This window comes from Bradyrhizobium sp. USDA 4504 (assembly GCF_054063995.1).
In genome coordinates, this window is record NZ_JBSSGV010000001.1 from 4,323,932 (window position 1) to 4,346,516 (window position 22,585).

At 61.6% G+C, this 22,585-nt stretch carries 16 protein-coding genes and 2 pseudogenes; 8 read left to right on the forward strand and 10 right to left on the reverse strand.

Going from position 1 to position 22,585, the window contains the following annotated elements; genetic code table 11:
* Positions 1-3 precede the first annotated feature (3 nt).
* A complete protein-coding gene (locus ACVMB1_RS20280) occupies positions 4-939 on the reverse strand; it encodes a PAS domain S-box protein (protein WP_233475395.1) in 936 nt (311 codons plus the stop codon).
* 353 nt (positions 940-1,292) lie between these two features.
* Here ACVMB1_RS20280 and ACVMB1_RS20285 point away from each other — a divergent pair, with 353 nt between their 5' ends.
* Positions 1,293-2,123, forward strand: a complete 831-nt coding sequence (locus ACVMB1_RS20285; protein ID WP_456849142.1) for a methyltransferase domain-containing protein — start codon at positions 1,293-1,295, stop codon at positions 2,121-2,123.
* A gap of 608 nt (positions 2,124-2,731) precedes the next feature.
* Here ACVMB1_RS20285 and ACVMB1_RS20290 read toward each other — a convergent pair.
* Genes ACVMB1_RS20290 through ACVMB1_RS20300 form a run of 3 tightly spaced genes read right to left on the reverse strand, consistent with a single transcriptional unit; the run spans position 2,732 to position 7,951 of the window.
* A complete protein-coding gene (locus tag ACVMB1_RS20290; protein ID WP_076828154.1) occupies positions 2,732-4,180 on the reverse strand; it encodes an HlyD family type I secretion periplasmic adaptor subunit in 1,449 nt (482 codons plus the stop codon).
* Positions 4,167-6,308, reverse strand: coding sequence for a type I secretion system permease/ATPase (locus ACVMB1_RS20295; protein ID WP_456849144.1), 2,142 nt, complete (start codon positions 6,306-6,308; stop codon positions 4,167-4,169). The genes ACVMB1_RS20290 and ACVMB1_RS20295 overlap by 14 nt, the downstream gene beginning before the upstream one ends.
* Before the next feature lie 29 nt (positions 6,309-6,337).
* Positions 6,338-7,951: a calcium-binding protein gene (locus ACVMB1_RS20300; protein WP_456849146.1), complete on the reverse strand. Its 1,614-nt coding sequence runs from the start codon at positions 7,949-7,951 to the stop codon at positions 6,338-6,340.
* Between the two features lie 284 nt (positions 7,952-8,235).
* On the opposite strand from ACVMB1_RS20300, the gene ACVMB1_RS20305 reads away from it, so the two are divergent.
* From ACVMB1_RS20305 to ACVMB1_RS20315, 3 genes and pseudogenes are all read left to right on the forward strand, one after another.
* Entirely contained in the window at positions 8,236-9,813 is a 1,578-nt protein-coding gene (locus ACVMB1_RS20305; protein WP_253623534.1) for a winged helix-turn-helix domain-containing protein, read from the forward strand.
* A gap of 212 nt (positions 9,814-10,025) precedes the next feature.
* A pseudogene (locus ACVMB1_RS20310) lies at positions 10,026-10,900 on the forward strand (tyrosine-type recombinase/integrase).
* A 28-nt stretch (positions 10,901-10,928) separates the two neighbouring features.
* Entirely contained in the window at positions 10,929-12,098 is a 1,170-nt protein-coding gene (locus ACVMB1_RS20315) for an IS91 family transposase (RefSeq protein WP_456849919.1), read from the forward strand.
* Positions 12,099-12,617: 519 nt separating this feature from the next.
* Here the strand turns inward: ACVMB1_RS20315 and ACVMB1_RS20320 are convergent.
* A complete protein-coding gene (locus ACVMB1_RS20320; protein ID WP_076825986.1) occupies positions 12,618-13,076 on the reverse strand; it encodes a hypothetical protein in 459 nt (152 codons plus the stop codon).
* A 301-nt stretch (positions 13,077-13,377) separates the two neighbouring features.
* Complete coding sequence (locus tag ACVMB1_RS20325) at positions 13,378-13,893, reverse strand: DUF3124 domain-containing protein (RefSeq protein WP_310885749.1); 516 nt, start codon at positions 13,891-13,893, stop codon at positions 13,378-13,380.
* A 165-nt stretch (positions 13,894-14,058) separates the two neighbouring features.
* On the opposite strand from ACVMB1_RS20325, the gene ACVMB1_RS20330 reads away from it, so the two are divergent.
* Positions 14,059-15,774, forward strand: a complete 1,716-nt coding sequence (locus ACVMB1_RS20330; protein WP_456849149.1) for a SulP family inorganic anion transporter — start codon at positions 14,059-14,061, stop codon at positions 15,772-15,774.
* Between the two features lie 197 nt (positions 15,775-15,971).
* Here the strand turns inward: ACVMB1_RS20330 and ACVMB1_RS20335 are convergent.
* From ACVMB1_RS20335 to ACVMB1_RS20350, 4 genes and pseudogenes are all read right to left on the reverse strand, one after another.
* A pseudogene (locus ACVMB1_RS20335) lies at positions 15,972-16,172 on the reverse strand (hypothetical protein); the annotation flags it as partial.
* 295 nt (positions 16,173-16,467) lie between these two features.
* Positions 16,468-16,644, reverse strand: coding sequence for a hypothetical protein (locus ACVMB1_RS20340; RefSeq protein WP_194295329.1), 177 nt, complete (start codon positions 16,642-16,644; stop codon positions 16,468-16,470).
* Between the two features lie 141 nt (positions 16,645-16,785).
* Positions 16,786-17,658, reverse strand: coding sequence for an alpha/beta fold hydrolase (locus tag ACVMB1_RS20345; RefSeq protein ID WP_076825991.1), 873 nt, complete (start codon positions 17,656-17,658; stop codon positions 16,786-16,788).
* 40 nt (positions 17,659-17,698) lie between these two features.
* Positions 17,699-20,185 (reverse strand): alpha/beta hydrolase, encoded by a 2,487-nt coding sequence (locus tag ACVMB1_RS20350; protein WP_456849151.1) that lies wholly within the window; start codon positions 20,183-20,185, stop codon positions 17,699-17,701.
* A gap of 128 nt (positions 20,186-20,313) precedes the next feature.
* Between ACVMB1_RS20350 and ACVMB1_RS20355 the strand changes: the two genes are divergently transcribed.
* From ACVMB1_RS20355 to ACVMB1_RS20365, 3 genes are all read left to right on the forward strand, one after another.
* The gene (locus ACVMB1_RS20355) at positions 20,314-21,240 is read left to right on the forward strand and encodes an alpha/beta fold hydrolase (RefSeq protein WP_076825995.1); all 927 of its coding nucleotides are present in this window, start codon (positions 20,314-20,316) and stop codon (positions 21,238-21,240) included.
* Positions 21,237-21,842 carry a hypothetical protein gene (locus ACVMB1_RS20360; protein WP_076825997.1) on the forward strand — a complete coding sequence of 202 codons (606 nt, stop codon included), beginning with the start codon at positions 21,237-21,239 and terminating at the stop codon, positions 21,840-21,842. Before ACVMB1_RS20355 ends, ACVMB1_RS20360 begins: the two co-directional genes overlap by 4 nt.
* A 92-nt stretch (positions 21,843-21,934) precedes the next feature.
* A complete protein-coding gene (locus tag ACVMB1_RS20365) occupies positions 21,935-22,582 on the forward strand; it encodes a CoA transferase subunit A (protein ID WP_076825998.1) in 648 nt (215 codons plus the stop codon).
* Positions 22,583-22,585: the final 3 nt, after the last annotated feature.

The window sequence follows — 22,585 nt, forward strand, 5'->3', positions numbered from 1 at the left end:
ATCTCACGTCGGAACGGCGATTTCGCAAACCAGCCCTTCCGCGCGCCAGTCAAACAGCACCTTCCCGCCAAGTGGATTGATCGTCCCTTCGATGAGCCGACTACCAAAACCCTTACGTTGGGGCGCCTTTACCCTCGGTCCGCCCAGTTCGGTCCAGCGGAGCACCAGCTGTCCATCCTCGGCGCGCGACCAGGCCAATTCTATCCGGCCTCTTGTGTTGGATAGCGCTCCATACTTGATAGCATTGGTTGCTAACTCATGCAGGACAACAGCAATCGCCTGCGCAGCGATGGGTTCTAACACCGTCTGCAGCCCCTCCATCACAATCCGCTTCTGGTGACTCTCTTCGAGGTAAGGGGCAAACTCCTGCTTGGCGATCGCCGAGACTTCGGCTCCTATCCACCGCGTTTCAACAAACAGCGAGTGAACATTTGCCATCGCTTGGATGCGCCCGCTGATCACTTCCTTGAGGCCCTCGGAGGTGTCGGACTGAGAAAGGTTGATAATTGCCTGTACGTTAGAAAGGATGTTCTTGCTTCGATGCTCCGCCTCGCGAGCCAGAATGCTAATCTGCTCCTGAGTTCGCTTCTGCTGGGTAATATCTCTAGCAATTTTTGATGCGCCGACGATGTTGCCGTGGGCGTCTTTGACAGGAGAAACAGTTAGCGAAACGATGATTGAGCTACCATCCCGACGTCGCCGGACAGTCTCGAAATGGTCGATGCGCTCACCTCGTCGAATGCGGGTTAAAATCTCCCGTTCTTCGCTGAGCCGGTCTTGCGGAATCACGAGTGTAATGGGCTGACCAATAGCCTCCGTGGCCGAGTAACCGAAAATGCGCTCGGCCGCCTTGTTCCAACTCGTAATAATGCCATCTAGATTCTTGCTCACAATTCCATCGTCGCTGGACTCGACGATGGAGGCCAGAAGATTGGCCAATCGCTCAGCGCGCTCCAGAGCCCGCTCGCTGGCCAACGGCTTGAGTTGAAATCCCGACTCGTTTTTAGGCCCCAATGGCCGCTCCCCGAAACCCAGATGCTGCACCGCCGTTGGTGCCCAATCATAACACCAAATGCAAAGAGCTGCGACGTTTCCGCTGGGTCAAAAGCCGCCCTTGGCGGTCAGACCGGGCGACTTCCGCTTTATGACCGCAAGCCAACGTTTATGAGTACACGCCTCAGATCGAGCACTTTGCGATGTTCACGTGCGCTAAAGGGCCGCGACTGCTGCCCCCCTCGATGTGCTAGCTTCACACGGAAGCGAGCGGGGGACGTGGCTATCAAGGATAGGCCATGGTTGACCAAGGACAATGGCAAGTAGCTGGAAATGCCGCTGAGACATACGAGGACGCCCTTGTTCCGGCTGTCTTCGCACCTTGGGCACCGCTCGTAGTTGCACTCGCAGACCCGCGAGCAGGTGAGCGCGTATTGGACGTCGCATGCGGTACCGGCGTTGTGGCGCGGCTCGCCGCGCAGCGAGTAGGCCCCGCCGGGAGCGTGACCGGTCTCGACCTGAATCCCGGTATGCTGGCGGTCGCCGCCTCAATCGCGGCTGCCCGCCCGACCACAAGCGCACCGATCACGTGGCAAGAGGCCAGCGCGACGAACATGCCTCTGCCTGCGGGGACATTCGATGTCGTGTACTGCCAATTGGGACTCCAGTTCTTTCCAGATCGCCCCGCCGCACTGCGCGAGATGTATCGCGTGCTGGTACCTGGCGGCCGCCTCGGCTTTATGGTGTGGCAGGACATCCAATACAGTCCTGGGTTCAGCGCCTTAGCCGGTGCGCTTTCGCGGCACGTCAGCACTGAGGCGGCGAGCATAATGCGCGCTCCTTTTGCGCTCGCCGATGCCAAACAGCTACGCGCGCTTGTGGCTGCGGAAGGTTTCAGCGACATAACGATTGAGTCGGCTGCAGGAACCGTTCGTTTTCCGTCAGTTTCGCGGTTCGTGCAGGACTATGTGCGCGGATCGCCGCTCTCAGGCCATGTGGCCAAAGTCTCGGATGAAACCCGTAGGGCCTTGGTCAGCGAGGTAGAAGACGCGCTGACGTCTCATGTCGCCGATGATGGGTTAAAGTTTCCGATAAAGGCACACCTCGCCAGTGCGGTGAAGGGAGCATAGTGGTCGGACATAGCCGATGTTCAAATGAAGGGTTTCGCTGGCGCTTGCGGGTTGGGGCCGACGTCCGGGATGGTCAAAAGCCGACCACGACGCCCCGCTCGACTTTGGTCGGCTTCCCTCCCGGCTGCGGACATTGGGGGCATTCTAAGAAAGGTCGGCTAGCGTCCACTGTTCACGATCCGCCTGCTTCACGAAGCGCCTCATCAGCTTCCCCCCACACAATGACCAGGGAATCTTAGAAAAGCATCGACGTTTTCACACGGCCAGGGCCACAAGACGAGCCCATTCGGTCAGGGCTGCGAGTCTGCTCTGCCTCAAGGGCGGACATCCCGGATTTATGAGTGCGTGCGTAGAGCGCGATGCGATCAGGTTGAATGGTCATAGCGAAGTCGGTGGGCTCCCGCTCGCAAGGAGTGCAGCGCGGCGGTCGAGAGACCGATTCAACCCGACCTCATCATGCTCCAGCAGGCCGTCGTCACGCCCGCGGTTCGCCGAGCGCGTGCATCAGCCGGTTGGTCTAGCCAAACAGCGCCGCCGACAACACCAGATCGAGCTATTCCAGCGTTTGAACGGCCTTGCCGAAATCAGTGCGAACATTGCCCTGCCTACTAGCGCTCCCGCAAAGTTTCCTGCCGATAGCGGCGGAGCGGCGACAACAGATAGCTCAGGATGGTCCGCGATCCCGTCTTGATCTCCACCGTGACGGCCATGCCGGGCGACAGATTGACCATTCTGTCGTCGATCTGCATTTGGGTAGAATCGAGCGAGATTCGCGCGCTGTAGTTCAGTTCCTGGCCTTTCGGCTCGCTGCTCTCGCGTGCCGTACCCAGCGCCCGATCGCCGGCGCGATCCTGCGGGCGGTCGCGGATCACGGCGTCCTGTGACACCGACAGCACCTCGCCATGCAACAGGCCGTAGCGGGTGAAATTGAAAGTATCGACCTTGATTTCGGCTTGTTGTCCCGCATGGATGAAGCCGATATCGCCGTTCGACACCATGGCCTCGATCTCGAGCCGGCTCTCGCTCGGCACCACCACAAGCAGCTGCTGCGCCGGCGTCACTACGCCGCCAACGGTGTGAACCGCCAGCTGCTGCACCACGCCGTCCACCGGCGCCGTCAACTGCTGCAGCTTCGTTCTTTGCTCGGCCTTGATCAGGTCCTGGGTGAGCCCGCTCGCTTTCTGTTCGGCCTTGGCGAGGTCGTCGGAGATCGTGTGCCGATACTCCGCTGCCACTTGGCTGCGCGTCTCGCGAATCGCTGCGATGGCCGCTTCAGTCTCGTGCAAGCGACTGGTCTGAACCACGAGTTCCTCCTGCTGCTCGACCAGGAGCTGGAACACCTCGAAATAGGTCAGCTTCGAGCCCAGTTCCTTCTCCACAAGCATCTTGCGGATATCGACGCGTGATTGAATGACCGGAATGATGGTCTCCAGCTTGTGGATCGTCGCCCCTGTCGTGGCCAGTTCGGCTTCCTTCTGAGCTTGCTGTCGCGCGAGCGCGGCGATCTTGGCGCGATGCTCCGTCACCTGATTGAGCAGCAGCTGACGCTGCGTGTTGATCAGCTCCGGATCTACGCCGGCCGACGGCATGAAATCGGCCGCTGGATTCTCCGAAAGCGCCGCGCGCAAACGTGCGATATTGAGCCGCTCGGCAAGGAGGTCGTTGCGCAGATGATCTCGCTCCGCCTCGTTCGCGGTCGGATCGAGCTCGATCAGGACATCGCCGGCCCTGACCACCTGGCCGTCCTGTACCCGAATGGAGCGCACGACGGCGGTCTCGAACGGCTGGATGATCTTGACGCGACTGCTGGGAAGGACTTTTCCCGTGGCCGACGCGACGATATCGATCGTGCCCCACCAGGCCCAAGCCAGAGCCAGGCAGAACAAGACGACGATCGTACTGCCGATCGTGCGACCGAGCGGCGATGGCGGCGTCTCCACGATTTCAAGCGCGGCGGGAAGAAACGCCAGCTCTTCGCGGCGCCTCCCTCGCGGACTGCGGAACGCGATCACGTGTTGCGTTGACGGTTTAGGCGCCGCGAGTTCAGCCGACCTCATGGAATCCTCCCTGCAGCCGATGCAGCGACGCATAGCGGCCGCCGGTCTTGATCAATGTGTCGTGGCTGCCATCCTCGACCAGGCGGCCGCGATCGAGTGTCACGATGCGGTCCGCCGTCCGCACGGTCGACAGCCGGTGCGCGATCACCAGCACGGTCCGCCCGTTGGCGATATCCTTCATGTTCTGTTGAATGATTCGTTCGCTCTCATAGTCCAGCGCGCTGGTCGCTTCGTCGAAGATCAGGATGCGCGGGTCGGTGACGAGGGCCCGCGCAATGGCGATCCGCTGGCGCTGGCCGCCGGATAGAGTCGAACCGCGTTCGCCCACCATGGTGTCATAGCCTTCTGCGAGTTCGAGGATGAATTCATGCGCGCCTGCAAGCCGCGCCGCCGCGATCACGCGCTCCATCGGCATCGCCGGATCGGCAAGCGCTATGTTGTCGCGCACCGAGCGGTTGAACAGCATGTTTTCCTGCAGCACGACGCCGATCTGGCGGCGCAGCCAGGTGGGCTCGGCCATCGCGAGATCCATTCCGTCGACCAGCACGCGTCCGCGTTCCGGAACGTAAAGCCGCTGGACCAGCTTGGCGAACGTGCTCTTGCCGGACCCGGAAGGTCCGACAACGCCGACGATCTGGCCTGCCGGCACCTCGAACGAGACGTCGCGCAGGACTTCCTGCCCGTCCACGCGATAGCGGAACGAGACGTGGTCGAACTTGATGTCCCCCCGAATCGCCGGCAGCCGCGCCCGCGCCGCCGAATAGGTCGGCTCGGCGGCGGTGTTAAGAATATCACCGAGCCGTGCGATCGACAGGCGCGCCTGGTGGAAATCCTGCCAGAGCTGCGCAAGACGCAGCACCGGCGTACTCACCCTGCCGGCGAGGATATTGAAGGCGACCAGCTCGCCCACGGAAAGGCTGCCGTCGATCACGAGCCTTGCGCCCCAGTAGAGGATACTTGCGGTGACGAGTTTGCTGACGAGCTGCACCGTCTGGCTTACACTGTTGCCGAGGCTCAGGACCCGGAAACTCGCAGCCACATAGCCCGCCAGCTGCTCTTCCCAGCGCCGCTGCATCTGCGGCTCGACCGCCATGGCCTTGACCGTCTCGATCCCGGTGACGCTCTCGACCAGGAAGGCCTGGTTCTCGGCGCCGCGGCGGAATTTCTCGTCCAGCCGCTGCCGGAACAGCGGCGTCGCTCCGGCGGAGATCGCGATATAGAATGGGAACGAGCCCAGCACGATCCAGCTGAGCAGCGGCGAGTAGAAGAACATCACGCCGACGAAGACGAAGGTGAAGAACAGGTCGATGAGCAGCGTCAGCGCCGAACTGGTGAGGAAGCTCCGGATGTTTTCCAGCTCGCGTACTCTGGCCACCGAATCGCCGACGCGACGCGCCTGAAAATAGGCCATCGGCAAAGCCAGCAATTGCCGAAACAGCCGTGCACCGAGTTCGACGTCGATGCGGTTGGTGGTGTGCGCGAACAAATAGGTCCTCAGAATTCCCAGCACGGTCTCGAAAGCCGAGATCGTCACCAGCCCGAGCACGAGGACATCGAGCGTGCTCAGCGATCGATGCACCAGCACCTTGTCGATGACCACCTGGAAGAACAGCGGCGAAGCCAGGCCGAGCAGTTGCAGGAAGAATGAGGCAACCAGCACTTCACCCAGCAGATGCCGGTATTTCTGGATCGCGGCGACGAACCAGCTGATGTCGAATCGCCGCGCCATGTCGGACAATCCGGCACGTCGGGTCATCAGGATCAGCTGCCCATCCCAGATGGCGAGGAGTTCGTCCCGTGACATCAATGCTGGCCGAGGCGCAAGCGGCGACTGCACCAGCACCCGGTCCGCATCTGCCTTGGCAAGGAGAAGGAATCCGCCATCGCGCAGGGACGCGATGGCGGGCAAGGGCGTGCTGCCGAGCCGTGACCAATCGGTTCGGTAGGCACGGGCCTTGAGGCCGAGATCCCTGGCGCAGCGGAGCATATCCGCTGCGCCGATCCTGTCCGTTCCCAGCCGATGCCCGATCTGTCCGGCATCGGCCGCAACGCCCTGGAGATGCAGCAGCGTTACGAGGATTTCGAGACCCGGGTCGGTCGGTCTCGCACCATTGGTTTCGATGCTCATGGTTGTTCTCCAGGACGACGCCGTCGGCCTCAGGCGGCGTGCGGCTGAGCGAGCTGCGGCTGCTGGCTCAACGGCGGCTCGGCGACGGGCATCGCGCCGTGATCCGCTCCCGCCGAGACGAAGCTCGACGCCATGAACTGGCCGAGCAGGCTCGCGCTTGCCGCCGCCGTATGCGCGAGGCCTGGCGCCGCGCCCGGGATCACGACGTTGTGTCCCGCACCGCCATCGAGGACATTCTGCGGGCTGCCGCCGAGCAGAATGTCATCGTCCGCGCCGCCACTGAGGATCTCGCTGCCGTTCCCGCCGATCAGGACATCGTCGCCGCCGCCGCCATTGGCAGTGAGCAGGATGCCGTTGCGCAGTCCGGAAGCCGAGATCACATCGTCGCCGCCGAGGCCGTTGATGACGAGACGGTCGCCGGCGCCGACATTGGAGATGGTCACGTCCGTCGCAAGTCCCGTCACCGTGATGACGCCGTTGCTTTCCGTGACATTGATCGCGTCGTCACCGTTGGTCGCATTGAGCACAACCGTGTCCGGCTGCGCGTCATTACCGCCGAGATCGATGTTGACCTGACTGACGCTGGTGCCGGTCAGGTCGTTGACGGTGATGGTGTCCGCACCAGCTAGCGCATTGACATCGATGGTCTCGATGCCGGCGAGGTTCATCGAGACCGTGCCGACGTCGCGGGTTAGGGTGGCGCCGCTGCCCTTGGCCGAGACGGTCATGTTCTCGGTCACATTGGCGCCGTTGAACACCAGGGTGTCGTTGCCGTCACCGCCGTCGACTTTGTCGCTGCCGTCACCCGGATTCCAGACGAAGGTGTCGTCGCCCGCGCCGCCGAACAGCTGATCGTTGCCGCGGCCGCCGATGATGGTGTCGTTGCCGTCACCGCCGAGCAGCGTGTCGTTGCCGTCGCCACCGGTGATGGAGTCGTTGCCCGCACCGCCGTCTACGGTTAGCTTGATTAAGCTGGAAAGGCCGTTTCCGGCGGTGAAGACGTCGTCGCCGCCATTCATGTTGAGCACGATGTTCTCGGTGGTGCCGATATCGAGCGAGAACGGCGCCGGGCTGATGCGATCGAATCGTACGCGGGAGCCGTTGGCGGTGAGGATGAAGTTTTCGGCGCCGTTGCCGCCGTTGACCTGGGCGGTGTCGATGCCGTCGCCACCTTCCATCAGGTCGGTGCCATCGCCCGGATTCCAAACCATGAGATCGTTGCCGGGGCCGCCGAACATCTGGTCGTCGCCCGCGCCGCCAACCAGCGTGTCGCTGCCTCCGCCGCCGAACAGCAGGTCGTTGCCGCCCTTGCCGATCAGGGTGTCGTCGCCCGCGCCGCCGAACAGCCGATCGTTGCCGGAGCCGCCGGTGATGACGTCGTTGCCGGCGCCGCCGAACAGCTGAGCTGCCGGGAGTGCACCGTTGGCCTCGTCCAGCGCGATTGTGTCGTTGCCGCCGGTGCCGAACACCTGGATCAAGGAGGTGTTAGCGACCGTCGAGGTGCCCCCCGTGACCGGGACCGCGCCGCCATTCACGAGGATCGTTCCGGCCGCGGAGCGACTCACGGTGATCGAGTTGTTGAGATTGTCGTCGAACACCGACAGCAGGTCGGTGGTCGGAGAAAAGCCAGCTTTGATAGCCATGGTCGTCATCCTTCCAGAGGTTTCTTGCCCCTTGACCGATACTTAGCCGCGAAGAGGATGACAGGCTTGAAGCCGGTCTTGAGAACGCCGTGATTTGCCTGAAGAAGCCCTGCTGATTTCCTGATTGTGCTATTGTGATCGGGCCGTGATCGGGCCGTGATCGCCTGAGCCCCCAGCCGGACGCGGCAAACACGCGCCGCGGCGCACCAAAGACGGTTGCAACCACGGTCGATGCGGTCCAAATCGCGACAGGCCGTTGCGGCAGTCCGGTCCAGGATACGAGCATGCAGTTTCATTTCGCCGATTACGTGCTTGATACCAGCGCCCGCGAGCTGCGGCTCAGGTCTGAACTGATTGCAGTCGAGCCCCAGGTCTACGACCTTCTGCTCTACCTGATCGAGAATCGCGATCGCGTCGTCACCAAGGACGATCTGGTTGCTTCGGTGTGGGGCGGCCGCGTCACCTCGGATGCGACGCTGACCAGCCGCGTCTATGCCGTGCGCAAGGCGGTCGGCGACAGCGGCCAGCAGCAGAAGCTGATCCGCACCATTTCGCGCAAGGGTCTGCGCTTCGTCGGCGAAGTGCGCACGCCGCCGATGGACGACGAGCTCGGAGAGCTTTGCGCGGAGCCGGACTTGAACGAATCCAGCGAGCGAATTGCGGCATTACCTCTGCCTGACCGTCCCGCCATCGCCGTGCTGCCTTTTGCCAACATGAGCGACGATCCGGACCAGGATTATTTCTCCGACGGCATCAGCGAGGACCTCATTACCGCGCTCTCGAAGCTGCGCTGGTTCTTCGTGATCGCGCGCAACTCGTCGTTTGCCTACAAGGGCAAGTCCGTCAACATCAAAGAGGTCGGGGCGACCCTCGGCGTCGGTTATGTCATCGAAGGCAGCGTGCGCAAGGAAGGCGATCGCGTGCGCATCACCGCGCAGCTCAACGACGTCGCCACCGGCAGCCACCTGTGGGCGGAGCGTTACGATCGCAGCCTCGCCGATGTGTTTGCCGTGCAGGACGAGATCACCGAGGCGATCGTTGCGTCGATCGAGCCGCAGCTCTATGCGGCGGAGCATTTTCACTCCAAACGCAAGACCCCGGACAGCATGGACGCCTGGGGTCTGGTGATGCGGGCGATGTCGCATTTCTGGCGGATCACGCCAGCCGACTATGTCAAAGCGCAGGAGCTGCTGGAGAAGGCGATTGCGATCGATCCGTACTACGGACAAGCGCTTGCCGTTCTGTCCGCCAGCCACACCTTTTGCGCCTACAATGGCTGGAGCGAGATGGCGACATCGGTGCCGATTGCCGAACGCGCGGCGCTGGCGGCAGTCCGCGCCGACAGCGAGGATCCCTGGGCGCATCATGCGCTGGGTTGCGTTCATGTGCTGCTGCGACGTTTCGACGAAGCGCTTGGCGAGTTTGAGCTGGCGCTGAAGCTCAATCCAAGCTTTGCGCTGGCACTTAGCGTGTACGGCCTGGCGCTGACGTTCAGCGGCCACTGGGAGGAAGCCGGCGTCGCCACCACGAAGGCGTTGCGCCTCAGCCCGCGCGATCCATTTGCGGCGATCTACAACGGCATCGCCGCCCATGCCCAGTTGGTCGGACGAAATTACGAGGAGGCGATGCGCCTGGCCGGAGCCAGCATTCGGCTTCGCACCGATCATGTCTCCGGCTACCGCATGCTGACTGCGGCGGCTGCGATGGCCGGACGAGGCGAAATCGCCACGGCTGCATTGCAGGAACTGCTCCGCAGACAGCCCGATTTCTCCCTAGCCTGGATCGGGAAGAACTTGCCGTTCAAATACGAGGCCGACCGCGAGCACTATCTAGAAGCCTTCCGCCGGGCCGGCTTGAGTTAGCTTGTGCTCTTCATGGGCTCAAAGTACCACAAATCAGGATGACCGACAAAACCCCTCCCCGCCAGCCGCAATATCGCAGATGGGTCAGAGGACTAAACCGCTCGCGCGGTAGGACGCCGCGGCTGGCGGCACGGCCAAGACGATAGCGCAACGGGGCGTCCTGTCTTGAGATCGAGGGGTTCGACAACCTCACTCAAGACAGGAGCATCCCCATGACCGACGAGGCAATGAGCCCGTTGCGCCGGCGCATGATCGAAGACATGACGATCCGCAAGTTGGCCCCGAAGACCCACATGACTACGTGCAAAGGGTCAAGAACTTCGCCGCATTTCTCGGGCGATCACCGGATACGGCGACCTTCGAGGACGTGCGCCGCTATCAGCTACATCTGACGGCAAGCGGCGTTGGCGCGCCGACCATCAACCAGACCGTCTCGACGCTGCGGTTCTTCTTTCGGGTCACACTCAAGCGCCACGAGATCGTCGAGCATACCCATGTCATTCACGAGCCGCGCAAGCTGCCGGTGGTACTGAGCGTGGAGGAAGTGGCACGGCTGCTCGATGCCGCACCGGGGCTCAAATACAAGGCGGCGCTGAGCGCGGCCTACGGTGCCGGGCTGCGTGCCAACGAGGTCGTCTCGCTCAAGGTCTCCGATATCGACAGCAAGCGGATGATCATCCGCGTCGAGCAGGGCAAGGGCGGCAAGGACCGCAATGTCATGCTGTCGCCCAGCCTGCTCGCGCTGCTACGGGCCTGGTGGATGATGGCTCGGCCGCAAGGCTGGCTGTTCCCTGGCCGTGACCCGGCCCAGCCAATGACCACACGCCAGCTCAACCGTGCCTGCCACGCCGCCGCCCAGATGGCGGAGATCAACAAGCGCGTCTCGCTGCACACCTTGCGGCACAGCTTCGCCACCCACCTGCTTGAGCAGAACATCGACGTCCGCGTCATCCAGGTGCTGCTCGGCCACGCCAAGCTCGACACCACCGCGCTCTATACCCGCGTCGCCACCAAGACGATCAGCGAGGTCATGAGCCCGCTGGAGCATATCACGCTGAAGCTCAAGGAGGTCCGACCGCCCGGCTAACGGCGCTTGTGTCGCGCCCGTTGCGGATATTTTCCGCAGCCATGGCGTAGCATGGCGCAAAGCCCATGCCGGCCATGTCAGCCTCGACCAGTTGAAGGTGATGTCGGCGATCGAGCGCTGCCGCACGGTGGCGCTCGGCGGCCATGTCGCGCGCTGCGCGGACTGCGCCTACACGACGATCGCCTACAACTCCTGCCGCAACCGGCATTGCCCGAAGTGCCAAGGCGCCGCCGCAAAGGAGTGGCTCGCCGATCGCGAGGCCGAGCTGTTGCCCGTGCCGTACTACCACCTGGTGTTCACACTCCCAGGAGCGATCGCCGACATCGCCTGCCAGAACAAGGCCGTCCTCTACGACCTGCTGTTCAAGGTCTCGGCCGAGACCATGCTGACGATCGCCGCCGATCCGAAGCATCTGGGGGCCAGGATCGGCATCACCTCCGTGCTGCACACCTGGGGCTCGGCGCTGACCCATCACCCCCACGTGCACATGATCGTGCCGGGCGGCGGCATCTCGCCCGATGGTCAGCGCTGGGTGTCCTGCCGGCCCGGATTCTTCCTCCCCGTGCGCGTGCTCTCCCGCCTGTTCCGGCGATTGTTCCTTCAGAAGCTCGTCGCCGCCCATCAAGCCGGCCGCCTGAGCTTCTTTGGCGACAACAGCCAGCTCGCTGATACCCCATGCTTCGCAGCCTTCCTGGCGCCGCTGCGCAAAACCAAGTGGGTCGTCTATGCAAAGCGTCCGTTCGGTGGACCGGAGGCGGTGCTGGCCTATTTGTCGCGCTACACCCACCGGGTTGCCATCGCCAACAGCCGCTTGATCGCTTGCGACCAGCAGCGCGTCACCTTCAAATGGAAGGACTACCGCATCGAGGGCCGCGATCGATACAGGCAGATGACGCTCGCCACAGACGAGTTCATCCGCCGCTTCCTCATCCACGTGCTGCCCAAGGGCCTTCACCGCATCCGCCATTACGGCCTGTTCGCCAAAGGCGCTTGCGCCGACAACATCGCACGCGTCCGCGAGCTGCTCACCGGTGCAAAGCCTGAAGCCAATCCCACCGCGGCTGCCGTCGATGCCAACAAGCCGGCTTGCCCATGCTGCGGCGGTCGCATGATCATCATCGAGGTCTTCGAGCGCGGTTGTACGCCACGGCATCGGCCGACAGCTCCAACGAACCGCATCAGGATCGACACCTCATGACCACGTCGCTGTCCTGCAAATCTATTCGTAGTGCTCGCTGCCTCTCGGCCAGCCACGGCAGAGCGCGCTCAGATATCCACCGCCCGCCACAACGCGCTCGACAATTTGTCGAGCTCGACACCACCCGCCGCGCATTCGCCAGCCGATTCACCCTCGAACACCTCGTTGCATCGGCTCGATTCAAATCAGCCAATTCGCCCGCGGCAGTCAAATCCTCATAGCGCCTGCGGCACCGCCTACCTTCCCTTAAGCGCGGTTTCCTCCCTTGCAGGCTTTCGGACGCCGGCCGCCGAATGTGCCGCGCCGTCAGTCATGCGGCCGGCATCCGAAACCCTTCACAAAAGCGCCGTTCGGAAGCTCGGCACCCGCTTCCGGTCTACCCCGACAAGCTGACAATTCAGGGGGCGCCCGGACTTCGCATTCGGGTCACTTCCGGCCTCATGCGCCACAGCAAACTGCCCGACTACTCGATCATCTCGTCGACGTGGGCGGGACCGTATTGGAGCCGACCGAGAAGGTTCAGCGCCCAACCGATCCTAACGCATCGAGGTAACACGGTTGGTACATCGCCTGCAGTTGCTTGCCGCGCAGGAAGATCATCTGCGGCGTTAACCCGCCGCGCGCGGCGATCCACCGCCGCACCGATGTTGGATACATCGAATACAGCATCATAGTTGCTTCGCGATTGGTGAAGGTGCGGCCGTTGATGCCGAAATCATAGGCGGCATGGAAACCAAGCGCCGCACGCGAGGTCACGCAGATTTTGTCGTGAGGGACTGCGCCGAGGACGATGGTGCAGGCCGAGGCACAGAGACCATCAATGATCACGGATTGTCCGGATGAGCGCAGGCGTTGAAATTTGGTGATGTAGCCTCCGATTTGACCACCCCGATCATCAGCAATGCGGACTGCCGCGTGACTTGCCCCGACACCCGCAAGCAGGAGCGCTGCCGCAAGCAGACACCTTACGAACTTCATTATCCCTACCCTGGTTCGAGCAAGCCGACTTGATCGTTTTGCGTGATGCGCGAAACAGCAAAACCGTCCTTCTAGTTCGTGGCTTTATCTAGGCAGAACTGATCCAAGAAGCGCCCCGCCTCGGGATCAGCAATGGCGCGGTCCGGTTCCATTCGCGCTGCTTGTCCGGCGCACTCCGCGTCGTAGACAGCGCCGTGCAAGCTGAATTCCGCTTTACCCCGATAAGCGGGCATCTCGCAGTCCGCCCCCACTTCGCATTAGGACCGATAGGCGACATGCCGGGCACCGATCCAAGTCCCTCTTAGGGACGGCTCACCTTTCGACCGACTGAAACGAAACTGTGGCCCTGAGTGCCCGGGCCTCCGATCATGATCGCTTCCAAATAAGGCTCATCAATTGCTTCCGGCGACGACCAATCGATTACGAAATTTGCGCCCAAGCCACCGCGAATGTCTTGTTGTGGGATTACAATTTGGATTGCGCCGTAGGGCTTTAGCGCGATCGCCCGTGGCAGATATCTGTCGATCACCTGACCATCAACATTGAAATAGTCGATCCGCTCGATGACAAGCGTTCCCGTTTCCGACGTATTTTGAACCGAAAGCGTCACGGACAGGTCGAGCCTGGTGGATCCGTCCCGGACCAATAGGCTTGAATGCGCTGGGACGTAAATTCTTCCTCGAAGTGTTGAAGGCTCGCGCGGCAAATCAACAAGTGAGCCCGCAAATTTCGATAGAGGAGCTGGGAGATCAGGTTGTGCTCGCGCCCCAGACACCGCTAGGAGCAACAGCGCTAGGAAGATTGCTGGCTTTCTCATCTGTTAATCCATCGCCGTGGTACAGATCCCGGTCGGGTCCGAGTGATTGGAACGTGGGCACCTTGGGATGGGCGACATTGACCCAAATCAACGTTGCGGGACATTCACCTGCGCAGCTTGACTTGTGTGGCTTGCGCCCCGGCGCACCTCTACCCGTGACCCGGCATGATGGATCGTCTAACGCGTATTGCGCCCGGCTTGATCAAACTCTTGTCCTACAGATTTGCCGAAGACTTTCGGCATGATCTGTTGGCAGGAGTCTCCGTTGCCGCAGTGGCCTTGCCGGTCGCGATCGCCTACGCGCAGCTGGCGGGCTTCAATCCAGTCGTGGGGCTTTATTCGAGCATTCTGCCGCTAGTCGCGTACGCCATCTTCGGCACTTCACGGCAAATGATCGTGAATCCCGATGCAGCGGGGTGCGCTATGGTCGCTGCCGCTGTAGCTCCGCTGGCGGGCGGAAATTCCGAATTATACTGGTCGCTGGCGGTCGCAGTTACGTTTCTGGCCGGCATATTCTGCATTGCAGCGAGTTTTTTTCGGCTCGGAGCGCTGGCGGAATTTCTCTCCAAGCCAATCCTTGTCGGACTCTTGAATGGAGTCGCAATTTCGATTTGCCTCGGGCAAGTCGGCAAGCTTCTCGGCTTTTCCATCGAGTCCAAACGGATCATTCCGCAGCTGTTCGAAATCTTCACCAAGCTGCCTCAGACGCAGGTTCCGACGCTGATCGTGGGAGCGGCAAGCCTGGCAATATTGCTTGGGCTGGCGCGCTGGGCGCCGCGACTTCCGACTGCTCCACTCATATTGATCGCTGCCGGCGCGGCGGTCGCCCTGTTCGGGCTGGACCGATATGGAGTTGCAATTCTAGGGCCGGTCGCCCGCGGTGCGCCGCCGTTGCGATTGCCCAGATTTCCTCAAGACGACATACCATCCCTACTTGGCAGCGCGGCGGGGTTAGCTCTCGTGCTGTTTTCGAGCGGCATGTTGACAGCGCGCAGCTTTGCATCGAAGGGTGGGTACAACGTCGACGCAGATCGTGAATTGGCAGCTTTTGGTGCTGCGAATCTCGCCTCTGCCTTATCTCAAGGGTTCGCCGTAACCGGCGCTGACTCGCGCACGGCGGTAGCCGCTGCAGCCGGCGGCCGCACCCAGGTGACTGGCCTAGTGGCTGCGGTGACGATCACTGCAGTGTTGCTGTTTTTGACCGGCCCCTTACGATATGTGCCGATTGCGGCCTTGGGCGCACTGCTTGTTTTCGCTTCAATTTCGCTATTCGACACACGAACGCTACGCGAAATCTGGAGCATCGATCGTACCGAGGTCGGCTTGGCCGTGATCACTACGCTGGGAGTGGTCGCGCTGGGGGCCATCAACGGAATCCTCATCGCGGTGGGGTTGGCCCTGGTCCGCTTCGTCAAGTTGACCGCACGGCCCAGAGACGAAGTCCTGGGAACAGTCGACGGGCTTCCCGGCCTGCATTCGATCGACCGACATCCGGACGCCAGGACGTTTCCGGGTCTCGTGCTCTACCGCTTCGATGGCCCGCTTACCTTCTTCAATTCCGATTACTTCAAGACGAGAGCGCTCGCGGCAGCCGAGGCCGCAGGCCCGGAACTTCGATGGTTTGTGATTGATGCAATTCCAGTCAGCCAGATCGACATAAACGGTCTGTATGCGCTTCGCGATTTGCGGGAAAGGCTGGAAGCGCGCGGAGCGTCCCTGATACTAGCCGGGCGCAAGGCCGAGTTTCTTGACTGGTTTCGGGAAGCCGGTCTCTACCGGCCGGAACATGAAACATGGATCTTCCCCACGCTACGCCAGGCCCTGAAGGGCTATCGGCAGGCGGAGCAACGCGTCGCGCCGCTTAAGCAGGACGATCTGTGAACTTCCGATCTGGGTCAAAAGCGCCGTTCGGAAGCTCGGCCACCCGCTTCCGGTCTACCCCGACGAGCTGACAATTCAGGGGGCGCCCGGACTTCGCATTCGGGTCACTTCCGGCCTCATGCGCCGCGGCAAACTGCCCGACTACTCGATCATCTCGTCGGCGTGGGCGGGACCGTATTGGAGCCGACCGAGAAGGTTCAGCGCCCAACCGATCCTAACGCATCGAGGTAACACGGTTGGTACATCGCCTGCAGTTGCTTGCCGCGCAGGAAGATCATCTGCGGCGTTAACCCGCCGCGCGCGGCGATCCACCGCCGCACCGATGTTGGATACATCGAATACAGCATCATAGTTGCTTCGCGATTGGTGAAGGTGCGGCCGTTGATGCCGAACCCGTAGTTCTACGGGTGGGATGGACGCGGCCTTGAATTAACCAAGGGAAATCTTTCGGGGTGGGTTTTCAAACCGACCCACCACCGCACCCGCCCGCTCAACGCGCCGTAGGCCAAATGGCCGAGCAGCGGATTTCTACTGCGGGTTGCAGGTTCGAACCTTGCCGGATCGTCAGTTCACTCGCCCGAGCGCAGCGGGTCTGTCAACCGCGTTGAGCATCGCTGACTCGTTTCCGGCCAAAAGCTCAGGAGCCGGCGACGTCACGGGGGTTCGTTCGGGCTACCACAACAACGAGTTCCCCTAGTCGCGGGTGCGTTTGAGCCGATCCAGGCGCAGCCTCTGCGCTCTCATGCGCCTTATTTCTTCGTCGAGCGCGCTCATTTTCTCGTCATGACGTTCGTTCTTCGACTTCGGCTCATCACTATTTCGCAATTTCTTTAGCGCCTTTTCGACCGAGAGTTTTGGGGTGTCAGCCATTGATCCTCCGAAGCGATCCCTTCGATTCAAATTGGAGCTAGCAACAGTCAGTTGAGGTTCGAAGCGAGCAGGCCTTCTTCTGCGGCATGCCGCTTCTAATCGCCCGTCGACCGAACCAAGGATTTCGGATCTTCACGAGTTTCACCATCGCTGGTCGTTCAGGCCACCAAACCAGGCGCCAAAATAGCCGGCATAGAGTGGCGGCATTTCCAGGTTCATTGAGTGGCCGACGCCCGGGACGACGACCAACCGGCAGTTCGGCATCGCCGCCGCCATGGTCCGGAGGTCGGCGGGCGCGATCCAGCCGTCACCTTCGCCCCAGACGACGAGATGTGGATGCCGGATTTCGGGCATCCGCCGCTCGAGCTCGCGGCTTTCCCGCTCGCGCGTGAGATTGACCGGCGTGCCGATCCATATGCCCTCGGAGACGCCAAACGTCTGCTCCAGGATGCGCTCGAACAAGGCAGGGATCGCGCCCAACCCCTCGCGGAACACCGGCACCGCATTCGGCGCCATGCTGTCCGGAAGGAACAAGGAAGAAGCCGCCGTCGCCATCATAGCGCGCGTCACCTCGCGGCTCGCCATCATCGCGCGGAACAGCCCGATCTGCTCCGCGTTGAACGCGAGCCCGAGTGGCGTCACCGGATCGAGCGCGAATACCCGGCCAAACCGCTCCGGCCGCATCAGCAGCATGCGCGCCGCGATGATGCCGCCGGTGGAATGCGTCGCGAGATGACAGAATGGGATCTGCAGAGCATCCAGCGCCGCCAGCATGTCGAGCGCATGTTGCTGCATTGAGTAATTAGCGTAGCCGAGTGTCGCGGGTGGGCGATCGCTGTCGCCACAACCGCGCCAGTCGATTCCGATGACCCGAAGGCCGCTCGGGAACAAGGGGGCGGCGAGCTCGATCCAGTCCTTGCTGGCGAGATTGCCGTGGATGAAGACGACCGTGGTTTCGCCTTCGCCCCACTCCCGCCAGCCAAGGTCGACCTCTCCGGCACGCACTTTGGGCATTGCTACAGTTTGATCCTCTCGTTGCAACTCAGCCTGCTGGTCACTTATTCAATCCGGCTGTCGGATTCGGTCCGTCCGGCGTCGGCGCAACAGCCATCGCCGACACCACGCCGTTGATAATTCTGTCCGTCTCGAGCGGCGAACTGGTGTCGAGATTGCCGGTCATCACGAAATCGGTCACGTCAGCCGGAAATTCCACCGGATTGTCGGTGTGGATGAAATGACCGGTGTCAGGATAGATTTTCAGGATCGGCCGGTTGTTCGCGCGCGTCATCCGCGTCATGAACGGGGTGATGATGTCGCGACCGAGGTCCTTCAACCCATTAAAGGGCGTTCCGGGAATGAACGGCTCCTTGTCGCCGAAGGCCAGGAAAATGGGCACCTTGATGTCGGTCAGCCGCCGATACAGGTTCTTCGGATCATCCTGCTGCAACTCCGATACCATACCGTAGATGTCGAGAATGTACACGTTGGCCCATTGCTCGAGCTCCTTCGGGTTGCCCTTGATGAGGCCGATGCGCTGCTCGGTATGCAACCGCGCATACTCGCTATCGTTCATGAAGTAGCCACTCTTGCTGCGCCCGACCACGCCGGTAGCGGGATCGCGCTTCTTGAAATAGAAGAAGTCGCGAATGCTCTGCTCCGGCCGCGCGATTTCGTTGGCTAATACCTGGGTCGGCCCCCAGACATCCTTCCACTTGTCGAAGTTACCCGCGAGCGAGGCGTCGAACAGCTTAGCAGTCTTGCCCGGTGCAATCGTTACCTCGCGCGGATATTCCTCGAGGCCCGCGGGCGCCTCGAGAATGAGGCTCTTCACCGCGTCCGGATATGTCAGCGCATAGCCCAGGATCAGTTGGCCGCCCAAGGAATGGCCAAGGTAGGCCGCTTGCTTGACCTTGAGCTGGTTGACGATCACGTCATAGACCACTTCACGCATGTCCTGCATGGTCCGCGCTGGGCTCTTGTCGAGATTGCCCGGGCCCGACATGCCGTAGTGCGGCAGGTCCGGCGCGATCACGCGCAACCCACTGCGCAGGGCGTACTGCATGATATTGCCGTAGTGGCCGGCGAACGCTCCCTTGCCGTGGATGATGACGAGGACCTTCGGATCCTTCTCGCTGCCGTAGTATTCATCCATGTAGCCGATCTGCCAGATCGTTCCTTTGGCGTCCTTGGCATTCGCGTACTTCACCGGATAGGGATAGGTGACGTAGTCCTTCCAGAAGGATTTCTTCGGATCAATGTCGGACGCCACGCCCGGCGTGCGGAAGTTCTTGTCGACGAACTGCTGCGCCTTGTCGAGGCTGGCGACGTCATCCATGAACGCCACGAATTTCGGGTCGTTCTTGTGGCCGTTGATGATCGAGAACACGCCGTAATGCGCGACCGGGCTCTCTTCGGCGATCAGGTCGGCGCCCGGGATGTTTTCGACCGCTTTCTCGGCAAGCTTGAAGTTGAGCCACAGGTCGTTCTTGATGTGCATGACCAGAGTGCGCGACTGGATGCGACCGAGGTCATTGTTGATGTTGTGAAGCTCGCCCACGCGGTTGCGCCATACGAGGTCGACGGCGTCATAGAGCTTGGAACGATTGATCACGTTGAGCCCGGCCTTCTCGTTCGGCGGATCCCAATAGAAGATTTCCGGCTGCACCGCGGTGAACGCCTGCGTGGTCCGGTATGAAAGATCGTAACCGGTCAGGCCCAATACCGACCAGCCGAACGCCATGCCCATCAGCGGGTGCTTCTCCTTGGGCAGCTTGTAGTAGTCGCCCTTGGTCTGTTGCCAGACTGGATCGGACTCGATCGCCGCCGTCATCAACTGGAAGGTCCAGTTGCCGACGGGATCTCCGGCGTCCGATTGTGTCGTGCCGCCGATCGGCATCAGCGCACTGACATATTCCGGATGCATGACGCCCCAGACATAGGTCTGCGTGCCACCCATCGAGACGCCGGCCGCGAGCGCGACCCTGGCGATCTTCAAATGATCGCGAAGCATCCGGTAATTCGCCTGCACCATGTCGTAGTAGGTGTACTGCGGAAACTTGATCCCGAGGCCATCCGATGGCTTGCTTGCGCCCCAGGTCCCGAGCGGATCGACCATCACGACGTAATAGCGGTCGGTGTCGATCGGACGGCCGGGTCCGATGATCGGGACGCCCCCCGATAGCGCGGCACCCTTGACCCACTGCTCGTACATGTCGGTGGAGTCGCCCGAGTAATATGAATTGATGACAACGGCATTGGTGATCTCGCCTGCGGCGTTGCGCCGCGGCGTACCGACCGCGATGTAGGCAGTGCGCAGCTTACCGCCACCGAGCGATTCAAGGGTCACGCCACCCTCGCCGCCATTTTCCCACTTGGACGGATTGGCCAGGTCATACTTGCCGCCGAGCTTGAAGTCGGCAATCTCGTAATATTGCTTCAGGCCATCATGCTGGACTTGCGACGAGCGGCGCGTGAACGGTTGGGCAGCCGCAACGGATGCGCTTACGGCAAGCAATAGCAGGCCAATGAAAAGACGCCTCATGGAATGCCTCCCTGACCGATTTTGGGAAGGTTCCGTCGGGACCGCGCGGCCGACGTTGACCTAGGTCAAGGGTGCGGCTGGGCGCGCACCACAATTTGACACCCGAAAGCATTGAGCAAGTGAAGCGAATGCCGTTTCTCTCGCATGGCTCGCACCGCATCCGTTATGAACTAGACGGTGCCACGAACGCGCCGGCCTATGTGCTCGTCAACGGGCTTACTCAATATTCGGAGCTCTGGGCGGCCTATCGGCACACGCTGGTTGGCAAAGGATTTCGTGTCGCCACTTTCGATCTGCTCGGTCAGGGCGCCTCGGCCAAACCAGAACTGTTTATCAGCCAGGATGATCAGGTTGAGGCGCTTCGGCTCCTGATTGATGAACTCGGTGATGGCCCGATATTCCTCAGCGGCATCAGTTTCGGCGCACTGATCGCGCTGCGCTACGCGATCTTGCACAGCAACAGGCTGTCGGGCCTGGTGCCTATGAGTGCCTTCGCAGAAATGTCGCCGCAACTTCTGCTGCTTGGCAATGCGCTGCGCACCGGGCTGATCTTGGGCGGAACCAGCTATTTGCAGGATTTGTTGCTGCCGATGAATCTCTCGGACTCCTGGCTCAAGCCTCTGCTCGGCAATCTCGACGCGGTGAAGCGACAGGGCTGGCTAATCAATGACGTTTATGCGGTGCAAAACTTGATGGAATCCTTCCTCGACTTCCAGCCGCTGACACCACAACTGGCGTCGATCAGGACGCCAACGATGATCCTCAACGGAGAATTTGACTTCCTCACGCCGCGTTCGCTTCACGAAACCCTGCGCACTCACATTGCCGACAGCTCACTAGTCATCATCCCCAACGCTTACCACGCCTTCACCCTCGAGAAGGCCGCACTGACGGCCGACCTGCTCGCACGCTTCGCCGAAGACGTCCTAGCGGGGCGCTGGCAGGGTAAGCAGACGGTATGGATCGCACCCGACGACGCCGGTGGCGAGATGATGCCCTTCCCGGCCGGCTTCGACCACCTGCGTGCGATTCCCGTGCCAAGGGCTACGTCATGAACCAGTTCCTTGGCCCGCTCGATTCCTCCGGCCGCGTACCGCCGCTACAGCAAACTCGGGTGGCATCATTCCTGGTCTCGGTGCATGGCGCGCTTGCACGACAGTTGGCCCTCGCCTTGCCGGGCCAGTTCAAGGCCGGCTGGCAAACCGAATTGAACACACAGTTGCATCGCGAGACGGAGATCGTTTCCCTTCTCCTGCGCGCCACCTCGTGGACGCCTGATGTCATGGCCTTCTACAACACGCTGATATGGGAACTGGCTTGGGCGCCCAACCCGGTTTCCAGAGTTGCCGATCGCCGGCTTGCCACGACAATCGACATTGCGGCCCTCGGGCATGCCGCGCACGGCGCCATCCGGCCCGCCGCCCTGTTGCCGGTCGAGGCGTCGGCAGATGATCCTTTTGTCGTGGCGTTGCGCCGGATCGAATTTGAAAGCAGCCGGCTGATCCAGGCCCAGATCCATTTTCTGAAAGGTGACGATCTCAAGCCTGTCCGCGACGCCGTCAGCGCGGCCGTGAACGATCGGCATCGACAGGTGCGCAAATTGTGGGCGGAGATGCTGGATAGCATTGGGATTAGCCACCGCGCCGACGGCGAATGACGCGGGCCTTGACCCAGATCAACGTAGCCGCTTCGCCAAACGACAGTGTTCACCGGGATATCCCGCCTCGGATCAATTGCCGGAGCCCAATTATGAAGGCCGTATCCGCCGAAGAAGCTGTTGCGATGATTCCGAACAACGCGCGCATCATGGTCGGCGGCTTCATGGGCGTGGGCACGCCGGAGCGCCTGCTGGATGAACTGGTCCGACAGAAGAAATCGGGCCTGTCACTCATCAGCAATGATGCGGCCACTCCCGGCAAGGGTGTCGGCAAGCTGTTCGACGGCACCCAGGTGTCGAGCATGATAGGAACTCATATCGGGCTGAATCCGAAAGCCCAGCAACAGATGCTGGGCAAGCAGATCACGGTCGACCTTATTCCGCAGGGCACCTTTGTCGAGCGGATCCGCGCCGGCGGATGCGGTCTTGGCGGCGTCCTGACGCCCACCGGCGTCGGCACGCTTGTCGAGGAAGGCAAGCAGAAGATCGAAGTCGACGGCAAACCATATCTGCTGGAGACCGCGCTGCGCGCCGATTTCGCGCTCGTCCACGCCTTCCTGGCCGACTACGCCGGCAACCTGTCCTATGCCCTCACCGCGCGAAATTTCAATCCAGTGATGGCGATGGCGGCCGACACGGTGATCGTGACCGCCGAACATATTGTTCCGGTCGGCGTGATTGCTCCGGATCACGTAATCACGCCGGGACCGCTGGTCGACTATCTCGTTGCGAACGGGTGAGCC

Coding starts and splice junctions, on each gene's coding strand:
- ACVMB1_RS20355 (WP_076825995.1), top strand. CDS start 20,314: ATGCCGTTTCTCTCGCATGGCTCGCACCGCATCCGTTATGAACTAGAC.
- ACVMB1_RS20305 (WP_253623534.1), top strand. CDS start 8,236: ATGCAGTTTCATTTCGCCGATTACGTGCTTGATACCAGCGCCCGCGAG.
- ACVMB1_RS20330 (WP_456849149.1), top strand. CDS start 14,059: ATGATGGATCGTCTAACGCGTATTGCGCCCGGCTTGATCAAACTCTTG.
- ACVMB1_RS20300 (WP_456849146.1), bottom strand. CDS start 7,951: ATGGCTATCAAAGCTGGCTTTTCTCCGACCACCGACCTGCTGTCGGTG.
- ACVMB1_RS20360 (WP_076825997.1), top strand. CDS start 21,237: ATGAACCAGTTCCTTGGCCCGCTCGATTCCTCCGGCCGCGTACCGCCG.
- ACVMB1_RS20285 (WP_456849142.1), top strand. CDS start 1,293: ATGGTTGACCAAGGACAATGGCAAGTAGCTGGAAATGCCGCTGAGACA.
- ACVMB1_RS20325 (WP_310885749.1), bottom strand. CDS start 13,893: ATGAGAAAGCCAGCAATCTTCCTAGCGCTGTTGCTCCTAGCGGTGTCT.
- ACVMB1_RS20320 (WP_076825986.1), bottom strand. CDS start 13,076: ATGAAGTTCGTAAGGTGTCTGCTTGCGGCAGCGCTCCTGCTTGCGGGT.
- ACVMB1_RS20365 (WP_076825998.1), top strand. CDS start 21,935: ATGAAGGCCGTATCCGCCGAAGAAGCTGTTGCGATGATTCCGAACAAC.
- ACVMB1_RS20340 (WP_194295329.1), bottom strand. CDS start 16,644: ATGGCTGACACCCCAAAACTCTCGGTCGAAAAGGCGCTAAAGAAATTG.
- ACVMB1_RS20350 (WP_456849151.1), bottom strand. CDS start 20,185: ATGAGGCGTCTTTTCATTGGCCTGCTATTGCTTGCCGTAAGCGCATCC.
- ACVMB1_RS20345 (WP_076825991.1), bottom strand. CDS start 17,658: ATGCCCAAAGTGCGTGCCGGAGAGGTCGACCTTGGCTGGCGGGAGTGG.
- ACVMB1_RS20290 (WP_076828154.1), bottom strand. CDS start 4,180: ATGAGGTCGGCTGAACTCGCGGCGCCTAAACCGTCAACGCAACACGTG.
- ACVMB1_RS20295 (WP_456849144.1), bottom strand. CDS start 6,308: ATGAGCATCGAAACCAATGGTGCGAGACCGACCGACCCGGGTCTCGAA.